We start from the raw sequence: 15,986 nt of genomic DNA, 5'->3' as shown, positions 1-15,986 counted from the left end.
CGCCGAACATGATGCCGGCCAATGCTTTGCGTCGAATATCGGAAGGCTACGGCGCCGCCGCTCTACCGATCGACCATCGCCATGCCGCGCTCGGTGTAGCGTGGGCCAGCGATTTTTCCGGGCGCCAGGGCGTCGTCGAGCGCGGCCATTTCGGAGGCGTTGAGTTTCAGCGATGCGGCGGCGACGTTCTCCTCCAGATATCTGATCCGCTTGGTGCCGGGGATGGGCACGATGTCGATGCCAAAACCGCTGCCCTTCTGCAGCAGCCAGGCCAACGCGATCTGGCCGGGCTTGACGCCCCGGGCAGTCGCGACGTCGCGCACTTTGGCCGCCGCCTCGACATTGGCGTCGTAGTTTTGCCCCTGATAGCGCGGGTCGTTGCGGCGGTAGTCGCCCTCGGCATAATCCTCCGCGCGCTTGACCTCGCCGGTGAGAAAACCGCGGCCGAGCGGCGAAAAGGGCACAAGGCCGATTCCGAGTTGCCCGAGCAGCGGGATGATCTCCGGCTCGAGATTGCGCTCCCACAGCGAGTATTCGCTCTGCACAGCCGACACCGGATGCACGGCATGCGCCCGGCGGATGTTGGCCGCACCCGCCTCCGACAGGCCGAAGAAGCGCACCTTTCCCTCGGCGACAAGTTCGCCGACGGCGCCCGCGACATCCTCCATCGGTACTGCCGGGTCGACGCGGTGCTGGTAGATGAGGTCGATATGGTCAGTGGCGAGCCGGCCGAGCGAGGCTTCCACGGCCTCGCGGATGTGCCCGGGCCGGCTATCGGTTCCGACCTGCTTGCCGTTTTCGATGCGGAAACCGAATTTGGTGGCGATCGTCACCTGGTCGCGCTTTCCCTTCAAAGCCCGGCCGAGAAGCGCCTCGTTGGTGTAAGGGCCATAGACCTCGGCGGTGTCGAGGAAAGTGCAGCCGAGTTCGATGGCGCGGTGCAGCGTGGCGATGGATTCGGACTCATCGGCCGGACCGTAGGACTGGCTCATGCCCATGCAGCCGAGGCCGATGGCCGAGACTTGCAGCCCCTGGCTGCCGAGCTTGCGTGTCTTCAGGGTCATGGTGGGGTCTCCAAGAGGGGGATGCCGCGACTATAGCAGCCGCACCAACTTTGGCCGATCTAATCGACGCGGCCTACTCGACAAGGATGTGGGCTTCACGTGCGGCCTCGACAAGCGCCGTCCTGGCGATATCGGGGGCAACATCGCCGCTCGTCGCCCGGCGGCAGGCGCGCAACGCCGTTTGATGTTTTGGGCTGCCGGGGTCACGCCAATGTGTCGTGAGCAATTCAATGGCTTGCTGCGTATTGGACAGATAGTAGATGGAACCGGCGACTCCGACCGACACCGCCACCGGTTTGGAAAACCATGCAGTTTGCATTGGGAAACCTCGACTGGGCTGAAGCCATAAACGCATTTGGCAGCCCAAGGTTTCGTCGGTGCCAATCACTCTGGCGTGAGTTTTCCGAAACATGCGCCTCCGGGCGGAAGACCGTTCCGGAAATTATCCTATTGGATCGAAGTTGGGCGGGGCAGATCGAGCGGAGAACTCGCGGGCTCGCTATCCTCGCCAGCGACTCTATCCACGAACAGGCCGGCCACGCAGTCGAATTCGACTGCCACGCCAACGAGTTGCGCCGCCTGCAGGACCAGATGTTCAATGTCCTCAAGGGCGACGTTCTCGGCCAGATTCCGGACCCTCACCCGTTCCGCCACCGCCGTGATGTTGATGATGCCGTTCTTCTCAAACGCCACCAGAACCGCTGACGTCACGTCATCGCGCAGGCGCGTCGAATAATCATACCGCATTCGAAACCTCCCGAAGGGGATCGGTTTTCTGTTCCTGGGAGTATGCGCCGGGCGCGGACTTGCGGCAAGGAAAATCTACGAAATTCTCTTGTAAAATCAAATAGTTAGTATAATTACAGAAATGCCCGTTCGGCGTCTTTATCTCACTATGTACACAATGCGCCGTTCACCCACCAGTGACTCTTGACGGACTATGAGTGCGTTCCTAGTTATGAGGTAAATACTAATTCAACTCATTCTAGGTCCTGAGCGAGGAAACGCCATGGCTGAACTGGAACGTCCCGAACGGTTGCAAATCATGCTGACGGCCGATGAGTTGGCGGCGCTCGAGAACTGGCGCTACGACAAGCGCATGCCGAGCCGCTCGGCCGCGGTTAGGGAACTGCTGCGGCGCGGCTTGAGCTCGGATGGATTCCTGACCGCGGAGCACGGGTTGAAGTCGCGGGATTTTGGAATCCTGCCCACCGCCGGCGACGGGATTGCCGAAGGCGGCAAGGATTAACTGCAGCCGCGCCGATCGCGACCAGCAAAGCGCGCTGGCTGACATGCCGGCACGCGGCTGGCTGTCGCCTCTATAGAATGTTGGTCGTCACTTCGACGACGATCGTTGCACCTTCCAGCGAGCCATTGGTCAACATGCACGACGCGTGACACCCGCAGATCCTGTGTATTTCCATCGATCGACAGCGAAACGCTTTCCCCGATCCGTGGAACCGCCTGGAAAATTGCATCGGTGGCCTCAGGTCGGTTGTCGATCGATATGCGGCAGCTGACGGGCATGGGATATCTCCTGTGTCTGACGGTGCGGTCGTCAACGCAGGGTCTGCAAAATGGTTTCAGGGACAGGTTCCTTGGCGGTTCCCTGCCGCCACGGCATGTTGGCAACGACCACACTGACCACTGTGCCTCTCGCGCAAGCACGAAATCCGAAGGGAAAACTACGGGACGTCCGTAGTGTGACTTGCCTTTTTACGGAAATTCCGTAGTATTGGCCATGCACACAGTCGTCGAAACGCCAGCATACCTTTCCGCGGGCCACGCCGCCGGCATGTCCGAGGAGGAGCGGACAGAGGTTGTCGAACTTCTCGGAGACGAGCCTCGGTTCGGCAAGGTGATGAAGGGCACAGGCGGCTGTCGGAAATTCCGTGTTGCCGGTCGTGGGCATGGCAAGAGCGGCGGCTATCGAATCGTGACCGTGTTCGGTGGTGAGGATATTCCAGTGTTCCTCCTGACCGTGTTCGGCAAGGGCGAGAAGGACAATTTGTCGAAGGCCGAGTGCAATGACCTCGCAAAACTGACGAAGATCTTGATCGACACCTACGGAAAGAAGGGAAAAGCGAAATGAGCAAGAGTGCGTTCAACAAGATCAGGGCCGGTCTCGACGACGCCATCGCGTTCGCTGAGGGTGATACCGACGGGGCCGTGATCCATGTGCCGGAGCGGGTCGATGTCCGCGCAATCCGCAAAGTCCTCCACCTCAATCAAGAGGCCTTCGCCGCCCGGTTCGGCTTCGGCCTTGCTCGTTTGCGCGATTGGGAGCAGGGCAGGTCAGCGCCCGACAGCGCGGTGCGCGCCTATCTCACTGTGATCAAGAAGAACCCCGAGGCCGTGGAGCAGGCACTTGGCGCCGAGGAGACCGAGGCGCGGCTTGCCGGCTAGCCATCTGTTGAAATCAATTGCTGGTTCCCGCTCATGGGCTCGAACCACGATTCACGCCTTCAAAGGGCGCTGTCCTACCATTAGACGAAGCGGGAAGATGCAATTGCCCTAACACCCGTAGCCGGTTCGCGCGCCGGGATCAACGCAGTGCTGCGGCAAAGGCGCGTGGTTGGCATCAGTTCGGGAAGTTGTTGACAGGCTCCTCACAGCGGTAGACCGGGCAGCCGCCGTCACGGGTCGGGACATAGGCTGACATCGGCACCTCGGGCCAGTCGCATTCGTTGCCGAACTGCCTGACATAGCGGTCATAGGTGTCGGGGCCGGTGGTCAGCACCACGGCGCGGTGGCTCTGGATCAGTTGCTGGAGCTGATCGCAACTCATCGTGCGGGTATCCGGCCGGGCCTCGGCGAGGCCGGTCGCGGCGAGCAGGATCGCTGCCGTCATCAAGGCAATTTGGCGCATCGGCATGGCGGTTCCCTCAAGCTGACGTGTCACGTGAACTGATGTATCAGGCGAAACTCGCATTTCGGCCCGAAGTTCCGCAACAGCCAACTGGCGCTTCCTTGCGGCGCAACCAAACGGGACGTCGTGGACGGGGATGGACGGCCGCGGCCGGCGTCGAGCACAGCTCCTTCGTCTTGGCGCGGTCGTTGGAGACCGCCGCCAATCCGCTGACGGAAACAGAATCTTGCGCGGCGATTGCAACCAAATCGGACCGCCGCGCATTGCTGGCGCTGGTGGAACCTGTCCAATGGGCGAGAAAGCTGCGCAAGGAGGGATGGGATATTGATGGAATTGGCGAGCCCTGAGGCGTCGACCAATGTCAGCGCCGACGCACGGCTGGCTGCCATCGTCGATTCCTCCTTCGATGCCATCATCAGCAAGGATCTGAACAGTATCATCACCAGTTGGAACGGGGCGGCGCAACGCATGTTCGGCTACGCTGCCGAGGAGGCTGTCGGCCGGTCGATGCTGATGCTCGTTCCCGATCATCTCAGGGATGAGGAGGCCGACATCATCGGCCGGGTTCGCAACGGCGAACGGGTGGCCAGCTATGAGACGATCCGGCAACGCAAGGACGGTAGCTTCATTGCCGTGTCGCTGACCATCTCGCCAATCAGGAATATTACAGGCGAGATCATCGGTGCTTCGAAGATCGCCCGCGACATCACCGCGACCAGGGAGAGCGAGCGCAGAATCCGGCATTTGCTGCGAGAGGTGAACCATCGCGTCAAGAACCAGTTCGCGGTGATCCTCTCGATGATCAGGGAGACGAGCAAACGCTCGACCGATCCGCGCGAATTCGAAGAGCTGATCCGCTCCCGCATCATGGCGCTGTCGCGGTCGCACGACCTGCTGGTGAACTCGGATTGGGCGGGTGCCAGCCTTTTCGACCTCGTCCAGGAGCAGCTCAAGCCATTCGGCCGCGAGGAACAGGTATCGCTCTCCGGACCGCTTTTGACCCTGCAGCCGAACGCCGTGCAAAATCTCGGCATGGCCTTTCATGAGCTCGGCACCAACTCTTCCAAATATGGCGCGCTGGCGTGCGATGCCGGACGGCTGGAGATCACCTGGCAGATCGCCAATGGTGTTTCGGGAAACCGGGAAATCCATCTCGCCTGGGACGAGACGATGCCGAAGCAAGGGGAGCGGCGGGACGAAAGCACGCGCAAGGGCTTCGGCACCGTCGTGCTGCAACGGGTCGCTCCGCAGTCGCTGAACGGCTCGGCGGTCCTGAAGCGGAGCCCGGGCCATCTCAGCTGGTCGCTGACGGCGCCGCTGGAATCGATCATCGTTCCGCCGCTCGGCGCCGAAATCGCTGCTGCCGACACCGAGCCGTCTTTCCGCCCTTGAGGTCTATTTCAGCCATTTCACCCGTTACGATCTGTCCGGACTGGCTCACCGAAGAAGCCGGCCAACGCCTCGGCGGTCTGTGCCGGGTTCGCCTCGGGAAAGAAATGTCCACCCGGCATCGCCTGGCCGCGCACGTCATCGGCCCAGCCGCGCCACAGCGCCAGCGGCCCGCCTTCACCGGCATACCACTCCGCGAGGGCGCCCTGGCCGCTCCACAGCGCCAGCAGCGGACAGCGGATGCGCCGGCCGGTGGCCTTGTCCGACCGGTCATGCTCGCGGTCGAGCGTGGCCGCTGCCCGATATTCCTCGCAGATGGCATGGATGTGGGATGGCGCGTGCAAGGCATCGATATAGGCCTGCCGCACCTCGGGTGGAAACACCGAAGGCGACGAGCCCCAGCCACTGAGTGCATTGTCGACGATCGCCTCGGCGGCACCTGCCAGGATCTTTTCCGGCAACGGCTCGGGCTGCGCCAGCAACGACCATGGCCAGTAGCCCAGCGCCAGCCTGTCGTCGGCCCGATCCCAGGCATCGGCCGTGGCCACGATGTCGAGCACGGCAAGCCGGTCGATGCGGTCCGGATAATCGAGCGCCATCCGGTAGGCGACACGGCCGCCGCGATCATGGCCGGCGACCATGAAGCTTGAGAAACCGAGCCTTGCCATCAGCGCCACCATGTCGGCGGCCATGGCGCGCTTGGCATAGGGCGCGTGATCCGCAGCCGACGCCGGACAGGAACTGCCGCCATAGCCGCGCAGATCGGCGCAGACGACGCTGAACCGGCTGGCCAGCGTTGGCGCAATGTCGCGCCACATCAGATGCGTTTGCGGGAAGCCGTGCAGCAACAGCAGCGGCGGCCCGCTGCCGGCACGCAGCGAGAATATGACGGCGTCGCCAGTGTTGATTTCGGTGCTTTGAAAGTCATCGAACATGGTCGCCTCCGGCACGCGCAACGGCCGGCGAACGGGTTTGGTTGCAACGCAACCCGGGCGGAAGCGGCCAACCTTTTTCCTCCACGGGCGTTGTTCCTGTGAAGGGAAGGCCGCCGCGGGCGGCCGTCACAGGAAAGGAGGCCCGGGATGAGAATTCTCGCCATCATACCATGCGGCCTGATGCTGGCGCTGGCGGCGCCGGCGGCTGCCCAGACCGACCAGCAGAACGACAGCACAGTGCCGCAGGCCGACAAATGCCGCGCGCAGCCGGAGCAAGGTGCAAAACAGCAGCCCGACAGCGGCAATCTGACGGAGAAGCTCAGCGATTGCGGCGGTGTGCTGAAACCGCCCCCCACAGGTGATCAAGGAATGGCCGCGCCGGCGCCCGACGAAGGCAAGACGCCGGTGATCAAGCCCGGCGAAGTGCCGCCCCAGCCGCCGAAGCAATAGACGCAGGGCCTGTTATCGTCGGGCGGCAACCTCGTCTGGGGTTCGAGACCTCTCGTCCGGTCGTACAAGGCGACCCTTTCGTCGGTCCGTCGGCCCCAACACATTCTTACCGCACAATCACGCCGGCGTGGCTGCAGAGCGCAGCGAACGCTTCCTGCGCCTGGGCAGCACTTGCCTTGTCTTCCATCGCAGCCTCGACCTGTTCGCGCGCCGCCTGATAAAACGGACCGCGCTTGGCCTGCGGCCAGTCGATCAGGATTTCGCTGGCATCCCTGACCGTCGTGACGTCGCGGATCGTGTCCGACCCATGTGCCTTGATCCGCATCGGCGTGGGCAGCATCAAGTCGGCCATGTCTTGTTCCCCGTCACTGGAGGAGTTTTGCTTCGCGCGCGGCGTCGATCATCGCCCGCATCGCCTTTTCCGGCGGCGTCCAGCCGTCCAGCGCGTCGCGACAGCTGCGCAGGGCCGCCCTGTAGCGCTGGCCCTGGCCAGCCGGCCAGTCGCCGAGGCATTCCAGACCTTCCCAGGCGCTGCGGACGACGCGCTCATCCTCGGGGGCGAATTTCAGCCGGATGGGTCGGGGAAACATCTTGTCGTTCAACGGGTCGTCTCCATGACTGATGCCAAACGCATGTCCGCGGGCTTGACCCGAGGCTGCGCAGCGGTTTGGGACAACGACATGCACAAAAAAACGAGGCGCCGGATAACGTCGGGGACAGGGGAGGGTTCCCTCGCGAAGGATTAAATTTCACTCGCCCGCATCGACGTCCGACAGCGATCTTGGCGCCGGCGCCTCGGCGGCGTGCGCCGTCGGCCGGTCATGCTCGAACTGTTCGGTGCCGGGCAAGGCATGCAGCCAGGCTTCGCGCCTCGAGGTCCACAATTCATATTCGGGCGCGAGATCGGTCGGCGCGACGTCGAGGCTGCCGAGCGCCACCTCGGCCTCGGTGTCGTCGACCCAGGCAACGCGGCCGCCGCAGGTCGGGCAAAAGCTGCGCGTGCCGTAGGAGCTGATGAGGCCGGTGGTCTCGAAGGCTTCGCGCGGCCAGACGGCAAAGGCGGAATAGGCCGAGCCGCCGGCCTTGCGGCAATCCTTGCAATGGCAAAGGCCAACGCGAAGCGGCGGTCCGCTGACCGAGAACTGCACGCCACCGCACAGGCAACTGCCGGTCCTGCGTATGGTGTCGGACATGGTCGTGGCCTCCATCCTTGTCAGCCTGCGAGCTGCCGGGGCGGGCGGGATGGGCTCATCCGTCAGAGACGATCCCCACCCCGATCGTCGCGCCAGGCTCTAGCCGCGTGCCGCCATATGGGCGTCGAGCTTCTTGCGCGATGGCCCGTAGCGCTTGATGATGGTCTGCGCCTCGCTTGGCGGAATGCCGTATTTGCGGGCAAAGGCAGCGACCTCGTAGGTCTCGTCGCTCGAGACCAGCTTGCGGTCCTGTTTGGTCTTCGACTTGTCGTCAGCCATGTCGGTCTCGCTTTTGTTGTCGGGAACATGCAGCCATCGGCGCACGATCCCGCGATTAACAGGACATAACACAGATCGGCGCCGCGGGTTCCGCAAGCACGACAATAAGGCCGGGTGATTCCGGCACGGTCATGGATTCAAGGAGGCACTCCGGATAAAGCGGGTTTCCAGACAAAAATCTGCTCCGGGGGTGTCGGACCGGGCGTCGGTCGCGCGTCCTTGGGTCGGAACCCATTGCAAACCTGGAGAACGACCATGCCGTCGCAAATCACACAGTCGCAAATCACACAGTCGCCGTGGCAGACCGCGGCGCTTCTCATCGCCCGGCTGATCTTCGCTGGCGTCTTCCTGATGGCCGTGAGCTTCAAGTTCATGGGGATGGAGGCGACGGCCGGCTACATCGCCGCGGCCGGCTTTCCGGTTCCGCTGTTCCTGGCCTGGTGCGCGGCGATCCTGGAAGTCGCCCTGGTGCTGTGTTTCCTGACCGGCGCCTTCTTCTCGCACGCGGCCCTGATCGCTGCCGCCTATGTGCTGTTCCTCGGCCTTGCCTTCCACGGACCCAGCCACTGGGCCGGAAACCAGGCCGAGTTCGGCTTCTTCGTCGACCATTTTTCCTTCCTGGCCGGACTGCTGTTTGCCGCCGTGCACGGGCCGGGCAAGGTGCTTTCGCTCAATTTGGGATGGCCGGGCAGGGCTTGAGGCGAGGGATCAGAGCTGGTCGTTGTAGGGCTCCTTCACCTTGCCGACCATACGGGCAAGTTTTGAGAAGGAGGGCATGTCGGCCTCCGGTTGGCACTGGTTGGCGAGTTCCAGCAGCCGGATCGGAAAGTTGACGGCATCGCGGCTGGACGCGGACATGCCTTCGGATCGCTCCTGGCTGGTTTCGCTGGCTTCGGCCTTGCGCAAGGCGATGTCGATCTCCTCGGCCGTCAGTATGCCTTTTCGAACCAGGACGTGGTTGATCGATGCGACGGCCATGAGCAGGCCTTCGAGTTGCAGGTTGGCGACGTTCATGGCGATTTTCCCTCCATTGATCGCAGTTGAAACGCGCCAGCGGCATTTCCGATCCGAAGGCGGCGCGGAAGCGGCTATTCCTGCGTCAGGCGCTCGCCATATTCGCGCCACAGCGCCTTCACCTCCAGGCCGCCGAGGCGCGCGATGGAAGGATCGCCGCAGCTGATGGCGACGGCGCTGATGTCGTATTGGGAATAGGCGTGGGCGACGAAGCGGATCGCCTCGCCAAGCGAACGCACGCGGATGATCGGATCGGCCTGGCCCTGGCCAGTGCTGCGCACGCCGGAAACCGTGGCCGGTGCATGCCGCATCCTGAACACGGATGCCATGGCTGGTCTGTCCATCGTCCTCTCCCATTAGGCCGTGCGACGGGAATCATTCCATGAGCTTCGTCTAATGATTCCACACCCGCCGGCTCATGGCCAGCCGGTCGGCAAAAACGAATTCCGCGGGCTTGCCGGCGCCGGTCGGGTAGCGGTTTCGATCGATATAGGAATTTTTTCTCAGAATTCTGTTGACGGGTGAGGGCAGCTTTGCCTTCCAGACGCTGAACCCGGTCGTTGGAACCAGCAGCATCGTCCTCAGCTTCTATCAGTCCGATGACATCGTCGGCGATATTCGGGACGCCACTCAGGGCATCATCGACCAGGCCCAGGCAGCGGCCAATGTCGCGGCCGAAGCGATGACCACGGTAATTGATCCCCAATTCGCCACGCTCGCCGCCGCCCAGGCGTTTTCCCCGCCGATCGCCCCGACCTACATCCGCACCGCTTTCTACGACAGCCACCAAGTGGCGGGCAGCGGCGCCGTCTACCGCAAGAACGGAACCACGGCCGGGGATCTGGTGATCACCTTGAGCGACGGCGTGACGAAGGCGGGGTATGGGCTGGCAGACACGCCGATTGCATCACAGAAAGGCGCTCGCAAGAATAACTCCAATGACGATGCGCCGTCGGTGCAAGCGTCACACGACCTGGCGCTGGGCGGGGTCAGATTGCCAGCCGGTTCCTACAAGATGGTGCCAAGTTCAGTCTCGCCTTTCACCTTCGGCAATTTCTCCACCGTGAACGTCTATCGTGCGGTCGCTCTAACTGCGGACAATGTCACCTTCAATGGCCATGAGGCGGTATTGCACGGTGTGAGCCGAGCCAGCGCTATCGCGGCGGATGTCCAGCCGGTCTTCTCGACCGACAAGAACATGATTGTCGGCACCCGGAAGAACATCACGTTTGACAGTATTACCTTCGACCCTGAAAATAATTCTGATCCAACGAACAGCAACCAACGCTTTGTATATGCGGTCGGCGTCGACGGACTGAGGTTTCTGGATACTAAGGGCAGTTCCAGCGGCAACCGGCGTGGCTACTACGCCCATATCCAGAACAGCAAGAATGTGCAGGTTGACGGACATCGTCACCAGAAGATTACGGGCGGCTTCAATGTTCGCTATGTCGATGGCTTCGTGATGACGAATTTCCTTTTCGAAGACTTCTCGGAAGCGATCGATCTCGACGGCGCCAGCCAACGTGTTGTCATCCGCAATGGAGCGTTCAAGTCGACCGCGCGCGTGAACCAGTGTATCGACGTCAACGACCAACTCGACGCTTCGATCGGTGATTTTTCAGTCAACAACACCGGAAATATCGTCACAATAAACTATAAGACGACGACGCCCGATACGTTTGCGGAATATGTCGCAGGCACGATTGTCAGGAATTTCCAGGTCGGAAAGCGCATCCTTCTGTCAAACATCTCGGGTTCCGCAGTCGGCTCAGCGGCCACTCCGGCTTTTTACATCGGTTGGGATTGGTCGGCAGGAAATCACGCCGGTGCGGCCCCGGTGCAGGACATTACCCTGCAAAACATTATGCTCGACGATCACGGCTACTTCGACATTCGCGAGGCGGTCAACCTGAAGCTCAAGGACATCACCTCCCGCCGGGCACAGTGTGGCTTCAACCATGCCGTGAACTGCATTTCAGCCGCGTCGAATGCCGATCAGATCGCATGGTCTGATCTCGACGTGGATATCGACGGACTGCGCATCGAGGCATCTGATAAAGGCGGCCTGAATATTTCGACACCTTCACAGGCAAAAGTTAGGCGACTGATCACGCGGGGAAACAACACGCTTGGTGGTGCATTTACGGATCTAACAATCACGGGGCTTGCCACTCGTGCCGGACGCGCTTCCGTCGACGAGTGCGATATCGGCGGCAATGTTGTGTTGAACGGCGACAGCACCGCCATAGCGGCTTGGACTGGTGACACGATCTACAAGCGCAACGCTATTGTGACCAACGGCGGGAATTTCTATCGCGCAACAGCCGAGGGGAAATCGGCCAGCAGTGGCGGGCCAACCGGAACGGCACTTTCTGTCACAGATGACGGCTCGGCATCGATTGCGATGTGGGCGCCGTCGACCGTTTACAGTGCGGATTCAGTACGATCGAACGGTGGCGCGTATTTCATCTGTGTGACGGCAGGCATTTCGGCTGTTGCAGGTGGTCCGGCTGGGACGGATCATCGGATCGCCGATGGTACTGTAGTTTGGCGGCCATTTGGTGGCGCGGTGACGTGGGAATATCTGCTTTTTCCGTATTCTCTTACGTGGGGGAAAAACAATCACGTCAAGGGGATGGTCACCCTCCAAGGTGACGTGCAGAGGTACATATTCGGCGAAAGCATCGCCGCTCAATTCGGTGACTATGCTGCAACGGGGTTGATAAACAAGAGCGTGTTCGTAGCGCGTCGCCGTGGCCGGATTGTTCGGGCCAGCTACCAAGCGACTGCCGATGCCATGGCCGATGCGGCCAATTACCGGAATCTGATCTTGCGACGCCTTCGGGCAGGTGCTTCGGCAAACGTGTCGACCATTGATACCAGCGCAATAGGGTTGACGGCGCTCGTCATGCGCGACGGCGTTGTTGCTGCCAACTCAGCCGGCGCTGACCTGGAGCCGGGCGATGTCATATTCGTCAACTCAAATTCAGTCGGCGCAGGCAGGGCTCTGATAGGGCTTGGCGTAACGGTTGAGTTCATCGAGTTTTGAAGCCTGCGGTCGGGAACGACTGAAGGTGTGCTTTAACGTTGATCAGCGGGCGGTGTGATTCGCGATCACCCCCTAGGACAATGTCTGGCAAGCTCACGTAGCGCTAGCCGGCAGCGTTATTTGGATGGCGTAAGCATCTTGCATTTCACTTGACAATAATGAAGGTGTTTATTGCACGTGTCGCCAAGAATCAAAAAGGCATTCGAATGCGACCCCTTCGCCACTTCGGGCTCCCAAAGTTGCTCTTTCTAGCCCCGGTACTCTTCTTCGCAGTTTCTCGAACCGACTATGCGAATTATGCCTCGTATGCCTTGGAAGGTGATATCGTCGCCTACTCAAGAGATTTCGCCTATGCGACCAGGGCAACATTCCTGGTTTATATGACGGCAGTGGCGCATGAGCCTGTGTTCATCGCCATGCATTGGCTTTACGCCAACCTGGGGTTTTCGATCTCTGACAGCATGCTAGCCAACAGCATGGTTATGGTCTCAGTCTACTATCTCTACTCGGTCAGACAAAGCGATAGCGTAATCCTTGGAGCGATATCGGCTGTCGGGCTGATCATGCTGCCATGGTTTGAGCAATTGGGTCAAAACACGTTGCGTCAAGGATTTTCGCTTATCTTCATTCTCGCGTTCTTTCTCGCGATTAACGACGGGAAGAAATACCGAGCCATCCTCTTTGCCGCTTTGGCGATCGGTAGCCACTATAGCGCTGCTCTATTCGTTGCGATCTATGTCTTGGCGGACATTGTTCCACGTTCAGGAAAATTTGTATTTTCAGCAATCGCCCTGATTTTCGCTGCTTATGTTACAAATTCTACTACTATCATTTCTAATATAATAGTTACCCCGATTCTGGCGCAGGCTGGCCTATACACTCAGTACTCCTCCGACATGTTTATGAGTTACGGAATAGGATTCAAGGCCTTGTTTTTTTCCTATTCGTTGGTCCAATGCATCGCCAGTATCTTATTGATTAATATGGCGGCAAAGAAGTCGGACGAGCGCCTTGGAAAGTATTGTGTCCTCATGACGGTTATATACATGTTGGCGAGCGGACTACCTTATTACAACCGAGTCGCCATGATGCCGATGCTTTTGCTCCCGGTGGTGCTCGTGACGCTATATGCTCGTATAACCGCGCCACGCCGTTCTTCGGCATATCAGTGAAAATCATTCGACTAGGCGTTGGCTAGGCGCTTAACTCATATTCTGCGCATCGACTGAGGTGCCGTGGGCTGCTTTCTGGATCGCATCCCCTCGACCGTGAAATCTTATTGTCCGCCCGGGAAATATCGCTCAATCTTCAAGCAACCGTCACCGTAGATAGCAACTCGCGGGCACCTGCGCCCGTTCTCAGAGGCAGCCCCCTAAACTGTCGTGCTCGATGCGTGCGGATCGTCATTGCCGACCAGAAGTACCAAGCGAGCGGCCACGTTGTTGAGGCACAAAGTGCCACTGAAATCGGGAGCACGAGGAACCCGACTCAAAAGAACCATCCAGCGAAGTTCGCATTTGAGACCGCGTAAACTGCCGCCCGCCCGATCGAAACGGCAGCAGAAATCGTTCCCAAAGCGATGAACCAGGCTGCGAAAAGCCGGTCCGTCGGCCTTGAGTAGATAGCTGTGGCCGAGGCGCGTAGCGCGAGAACAACAAGCGCGAATGATATTGTTGCCGCACTGAGCCAGGAACCCAGTGGATTGCGTTCGGCCGATCGCAGGTGTCGGTGATCGCACCTCGACGTTGTCCGTCATCTTGCCCTCTCTCCACAAGATCTGTGTGCTGAGCAAGAACACCACGGCGGCATCGCTGCGCCTATCAAATCCGTGATGCTCCAGCCCATCGCTCGCCGGGACATGTCGCGAGCAGATTGAACCATCGTGTCCATCCTCCCTGCCTAGCAAAACCGATCCGAAAGGAACCATAACCATGAACCGCAACTTCGCGCGGGCGCTTGCGCTCGTTCTGAAATCTGAAGGGCTCTGGTCGGACAATCCAGCCGATCCAGGTGGCGCCACCATGAAGGGGGTGACGCTCGCCAATTTCCGCCGCTACGTGAAGGCCGACGCGACGAAAGCGGACCTCCGCAGCATCGGCGACGCGCAGGTTGCCACAATCTACCGCCGTTTCTACTGGGACGCCGTGCTCGGCGCCGAACTGCCCGATGGCGTCGACTTTGCGGTGTTCGATTTCGCGGTGAACAGCGGGCCTGGCCGGGCGGCGAAATACCTGCAGGCGGCGGTGGGCGTTGCCCAGGACGGCCGGATCGGACCGGCGACCATCGCGGCAGTCGAGGCAAAACCGGCCGGCGTCATCATCGATGCGATCTGCGATGCGCGGCTGGCGTCTCTCAAACGGCTGCCGACATGGGCAACGTTCGGGCGCGGCTGGTCCGATCGGGTGAGGTCGGTGCGGGTTCAGGCCTTGCTGATGTCGCCGCAACATGCCGCGGTGGCCGCGCCGGCGTCTGTCCCGCAACCGCCCAAAGCCGAAACCACCGCTACCGAGGCGCAGACGAACCAGCCGGTGCCTCGGGCACCGCCATCCGGCGGCAAGACGGCTGCGGCGGCCGGCATTCTCGTGCTCATGGCCGCAGCGCTGGCGGCGTTCCGGCATCACCTCACCGGTTTTTTCGGGAGCCTCTTTTGATGACATGGTTCAACACCAACGCCTTACACAATCTCCTCAACACGCTGATCGCCATCATCTGCGGCGGCGCCCTTGCCGGCTTCGACTGGACGATGTTCGGGGTGAGCGACCGCGCCGCGCTTCAGATCAGCGGCACTATCGCCCTTGCCAAGATCATCATCAACGCGGTGCGCGACGGTCCGCGCGGCATGATCGTGCCGCCGGCCAAGGAGACATGAGATGGGAACGCTCGCACTGCTTGGCCAGGTCTGGCCATATCTCCTTGCAACGTGTGCAGCGCTCGCGGGCCTGTGGACTGCCTACGCCAAGGGCAAGGCCAACCAGAAGGCCAGGCAAGATGCCGCCGACGCCGCGGCTCGCTCCGAAGCCCAGAAGATCGATGATGCCGTTGCCGGCCGGACGCCGGACGACAACCGGAGGAGGCTGGGCAAATGGTCAAAATCCTAGCGCTTTCCCTCACGCTGGCCGGCTGCACCACATCGGGCGGGTCATTCTGCGCGGCCGAGCATCCCATCCGGCCGACACAGGCAGAGGTGGCGACCCTATCCGACGCGTCGGCAGCGGCGATCCTGGCTCATAACGAAAAGGGTCAGAAGCTCTGTGGATGGAGGCCGTGATGCACGAAATTTTCGACCTGCTTGGCATCAAGGGACCGGTCGTGGCGGCTGGCCTTGCCGGCGGCGTTCTGCGCGCGCTCTCGCGGCATCGCTACAAATTGCGCGAAATGATAGCCTCGCCAATCTGTGGCGCCTTGGCGGCGGCATATCTGACGCTGCCGGCGGTGTCCTACGCCAGGATCACCGGCCTGCCGATGCCGGATCCCGTCGACGACACCACCACACTGGCAGCGGCCTTCCTGATCGGCGTCTGCGCCATGTGGATCTCGGACGTCCTGTTCGAGTTTGTCGCGAGGCGATTCAAGCCGCCGTCAGATGAGTAGCTGCTGGCTCCGGTCGGCGTTGTCTGTTGGCATCTGCTTGACAGCATGCCCGAGACACTTTCGGCATGAAGCCGCGCCGAAAGAGCCGCCAGACGCGGTATAGTCCTCATTCCACGATTGCCATTTTTGCCCGCCTCGGCTCGCGCCGGG

At 61.1% G+C, this 15,986-nt stretch carries 25 protein-coding genes and 1 tRNA gene; 13 read left to right on the top strand and 13 right to left on the bottom strand.

All coding sequences use genetic code 11. From position 1 onward, the window contains the following. Positions 1-62: 62 nt before the first annotated feature. The 3 genes from NKJ89_RS10020 to NKJ89_RS10010 form a co-directional block, all read right to left on the bottom strand. Positions 63-1,064: an aldo/keto reductase gene (locus tag NKJ89_RS10020; protein WP_352602016.1), complete on the bottom strand. Its 1,002-nt coding sequence runs from the start codon at positions 1,062-1,064 to the stop codon at positions 63-65. Between the two features lie 73 nt (positions 1,065-1,137). Beyond that, a complete protein-coding gene (locus NKJ89_RS10015) occupies positions 1,138-1,452 on the bottom strand; it encodes a DUF982 domain-containing protein (protein WP_352602014.1) in 315 nt (104 codons plus the stop codon). Positions 1,453-1,511: 59 nt separating this feature from the next. Then, positions 1,512-1,811, bottom strand: coding sequence for a hypothetical protein (locus NKJ89_RS10010; RefSeq protein WP_352602013.1), 300 nt, complete (start codon positions 1,809-1,811; stop codon positions 1,512-1,514). 262 nt (positions 1,812-2,073) lie between these two features. Here NKJ89_RS10010 and NKJ89_RS10005 point away from each other — a divergent pair, with 262 nt between their 5' ends. The 3 genes from NKJ89_RS10005 (at position 2,074) to NKJ89_RS09995 (ending at position 3,470) form a co-directional block, all read left to right on the top strand. Beyond that, entirely contained in the window at positions 2,074-2,313 is a 240-nt protein-coding gene (locus NKJ89_RS10005; protein WP_352602011.1) for a hypothetical protein, read from the top strand. 546 nt (positions 2,314-2,859) lie between these two features. Then, on the top strand, positions 2,860-3,156 hold the full coding sequence (locus NKJ89_RS10000; RefSeq protein ID WP_352602009.1) for a type II toxin-antitoxin system RelE/ParE family toxin: 297 nt from the start codon (positions 2,860-2,862) through the stop codon (positions 3,154-3,156). Continuing rightward, positions 3,153-3,470: a helix-turn-helix domain-containing protein gene (locus NKJ89_RS09995; RefSeq protein WP_023761040.1), complete on the top strand. Its 318-nt coding sequence runs from the start codon at positions 3,153-3,155 to the stop codon at positions 3,468-3,470. The genes NKJ89_RS10000 and NKJ89_RS09995 overlap by 4 nt, the downstream gene beginning before the upstream one ends. Before the next feature lie 21 nt (positions 3,471-3,491). Here NKJ89_RS09995 and NKJ89_RS09990 read toward each other — a convergent pair. Together NKJ89_RS09990 and NKJ89_RS09985 are read right to left on the bottom strand one after the other, a co-directional pair. Continuing rightward, positions 3,492-3,565: transfer RNA gene (locus NKJ89_RS09990), tRNA-Gln, on the bottom strand. Positions 3,566-3,645: 80 nt separating this feature from the next. Next, positions 3,646-3,939, bottom strand: coding sequence for a hypothetical protein (locus NKJ89_RS09985; RefSeq protein WP_352602006.1), 294 nt, complete (start codon positions 3,937-3,939; stop codon positions 3,646-3,648). A gap of 35 nt (positions 3,940-3,974) precedes the next feature. On the opposite strand from NKJ89_RS09985, the gene NKJ89_RS09980 reads away from it, so the two are divergent. Together NKJ89_RS09980 and NKJ89_RS09975 are read left to right on the top strand one after the other, a co-directional pair. After that, positions 3,975-4,280, top strand: coding sequence for a hypothetical protein (locus NKJ89_RS09980; RefSeq protein ID WP_352602004.1), 306 nt, complete (start codon positions 3,975-3,977; stop codon positions 4,278-4,280). Beyond that, on the top strand, positions 4,261-5,325 hold the full coding sequence (locus NKJ89_RS09975) for a PAS domain S-box protein (RefSeq protein WP_352602002.1): 1,065 nt from the start codon (positions 4,261-4,263) through the stop codon (positions 5,323-5,325). The genes NKJ89_RS09980 and NKJ89_RS09975 overlap by 20 nt, the downstream gene beginning before the upstream one ends. 17 nt (positions 5,326-5,342) lie before the next feature. On the opposite strand, the gene NKJ89_RS09970 is transcribed toward NKJ89_RS09975, so the two are convergent. Next, the gene (locus tag NKJ89_RS09970; protein WP_352602000.1) at positions 5,343-6,257 is read right to left on the bottom strand and encodes an alpha/beta fold hydrolase; all 915 of its coding nucleotides are present in this window, start codon (positions 6,255-6,257) and stop codon (positions 5,343-5,345) included. 147 nt (positions 6,258-6,404) lie between these two features. Here NKJ89_RS09970 and NKJ89_RS09965 point away from each other — a divergent pair, with 147 nt between their 5' ends. After that, complete coding sequence (locus tag NKJ89_RS09965; RefSeq protein ID WP_352601998.1) at positions 6,405-6,707, top strand: hypothetical protein; 303 nt, start codon at positions 6,405-6,407, stop codon at positions 6,705-6,707. A gap of 106 nt (positions 6,708-6,813) precedes the next feature. On the opposite strand, the gene NKJ89_RS09960 is transcribed toward NKJ89_RS09965, so the two are convergent. From NKJ89_RS09960 to NKJ89_RS09945, 4 genes are all read right to left on the bottom strand, one after another. Then, positions 6,814-7,059, bottom strand: a complete 246-nt coding sequence (locus NKJ89_RS09960) for a DUF982 domain-containing protein (RefSeq protein ID WP_352601996.1) — start codon at positions 7,057-7,059, stop codon at positions 6,814-6,816. A gap of 13 nt (positions 7,060-7,072) precedes the next feature. Continuing rightward, positions 7,073-7,309, bottom strand: coding sequence for a DUF982 domain-containing protein (locus NKJ89_RS09955; protein WP_352601994.1), 237 nt, complete (start codon positions 7,307-7,309; stop codon positions 7,073-7,075). A 147-nt stretch (positions 7,310-7,456) separates the two neighbouring features. Then, positions 7,457-7,900, bottom strand: a complete 444-nt coding sequence (locus NKJ89_RS09950; RefSeq protein WP_352601992.1) for a GFA family protein — start codon at positions 7,898-7,900, stop codon at positions 7,457-7,459. A gap of 99 nt (positions 7,901-7,999) precedes the next feature. Beyond that, on the bottom strand, positions 8,000-8,179 hold the full coding sequence (locus NKJ89_RS09945) for a DUF3606 domain-containing protein (RefSeq protein ID WP_023761031.1): 180 nt from the start codon (positions 8,177-8,179) through the stop codon (positions 8,000-8,002). 255 nt (positions 8,180-8,434) lie between these two features. Between NKJ89_RS09945 and NKJ89_RS09940 the strand changes: the two genes are divergently transcribed. Next, a complete protein-coding gene (locus NKJ89_RS09940) occupies positions 8,435-8,878 on the top strand; it encodes a DoxX family protein (protein WP_352601990.1) in 444 nt (147 codons plus the stop codon). A gap of 9 nt (positions 8,879-8,887) precedes the next feature. Here the strand turns inward: NKJ89_RS09940 and NKJ89_RS09935 are convergent, their stop codons facing one another. Both NKJ89_RS09935 and NKJ89_RS09930 read right to left on the bottom strand, forming a co-directional pair. Beyond that, positions 8,888-9,193, bottom strand: coding sequence for a hypothetical protein (locus NKJ89_RS09935; RefSeq protein WP_127255556.1), 306 nt, complete (start codon positions 9,191-9,193; stop codon positions 8,888-8,890). Between the two features lie 74 nt (positions 9,194-9,267). Further along, the gene (locus tag NKJ89_RS09930; protein ID WP_352601988.1) at positions 9,268-9,537 is read right to left on the bottom strand and encodes a hypothetical protein; all 270 of its coding nucleotides are present in this window, start codon (positions 9,535-9,537) and stop codon (positions 9,268-9,270) included. Between the two features lie 170 nt (positions 9,538-9,707). Between NKJ89_RS09930 and NKJ89_RS09925 the strand changes: the two genes are divergently transcribed. Continuing rightward, on the top strand, positions 9,708-12,245 hold the full coding sequence (locus tag NKJ89_RS09925; RefSeq protein ID WP_352601986.1) for a hypothetical protein: 2,538 nt from the start codon (positions 9,708-9,710) through the stop codon (positions 12,243-12,245). A 158-nt stretch (positions 12,246-12,403) separates the two neighbouring features. Further along, entirely contained in the window at positions 12,404-13,417 is a 1,014-nt protein-coding gene (locus NKJ89_RS09920) for an EpsG family protein (protein WP_023761026.1), read from the top strand. A 200-nt stretch (positions 13,418-13,617) separates the two neighbouring features. On the opposite strand, the gene NKJ89_RS09915 is transcribed toward NKJ89_RS09920, so the two are convergent. Beyond that, a complete protein-coding gene (locus NKJ89_RS09915; RefSeq protein WP_352601984.1) occupies positions 13,618-14,001 on the bottom strand; it encodes a hypothetical protein in 384 nt (127 codons plus the stop codon). 175 nt (positions 14,002-14,176) lie between these two features. On the opposite strand from NKJ89_RS09915, the gene NKJ89_RS09910 reads away from it, so the two are divergent. The 4 genes from NKJ89_RS09910 to NKJ89_RS09895 all read left to right on the top strand — a co-directional run bounded on the left by NKJ89_RS09910 (position 14,177) and on the right by NKJ89_RS09895 (position 15,836). Then, entirely contained in the window at positions 14,177-14,896 is a 720-nt protein-coding gene (locus NKJ89_RS09910) for a glycoside hydrolase family 108 protein (protein ID WP_352601982.1), read from the top strand. Continuing rightward, complete coding sequence (locus NKJ89_RS09905) at positions 14,896-15,114, top strand: hypothetical protein (RefSeq protein ID WP_023761024.1); 219 nt, start codon at positions 14,896-14,898, stop codon at positions 15,112-15,114. Before NKJ89_RS09910 ends, NKJ89_RS09905 begins: the two co-directional genes overlap by 1 nt. A gap of 1 nt (position 15,115) precedes the next feature. Further along, positions 15,116-15,343 (top strand): hypothetical protein, encoded by a 228-nt coding sequence (locus NKJ89_RS09900; protein ID WP_352601980.1) that lies wholly within the window; start codon positions 15,116-15,118, stop codon positions 15,341-15,343. Between the two features lie 169 nt (positions 15,344-15,512). Further along, on the top strand, positions 15,513-15,836 hold the full coding sequence (locus NKJ89_RS09895) for a hypothetical protein (RefSeq protein ID WP_023761022.1): 324 nt from the start codon (positions 15,513-15,515) through the stop codon (positions 15,834-15,836). Positions 15,837-15,986 lie beyond the last annotated feature (150 nt).

Source organism: Mesorhizobium sp. M0047 (assembly GCF_040323315.1).
Taxonomy (GTDB): domain Bacteria; phylum Pseudomonadota; class Alphaproteobacteria; order Rhizobiales; family Rhizobiaceae; genus Mesorhizobium.
The sequence above is the reverse complement of the archived record's forward strand: the minus strand, read 5'-3'. Positions and strand labels throughout refer to the sequence as shown.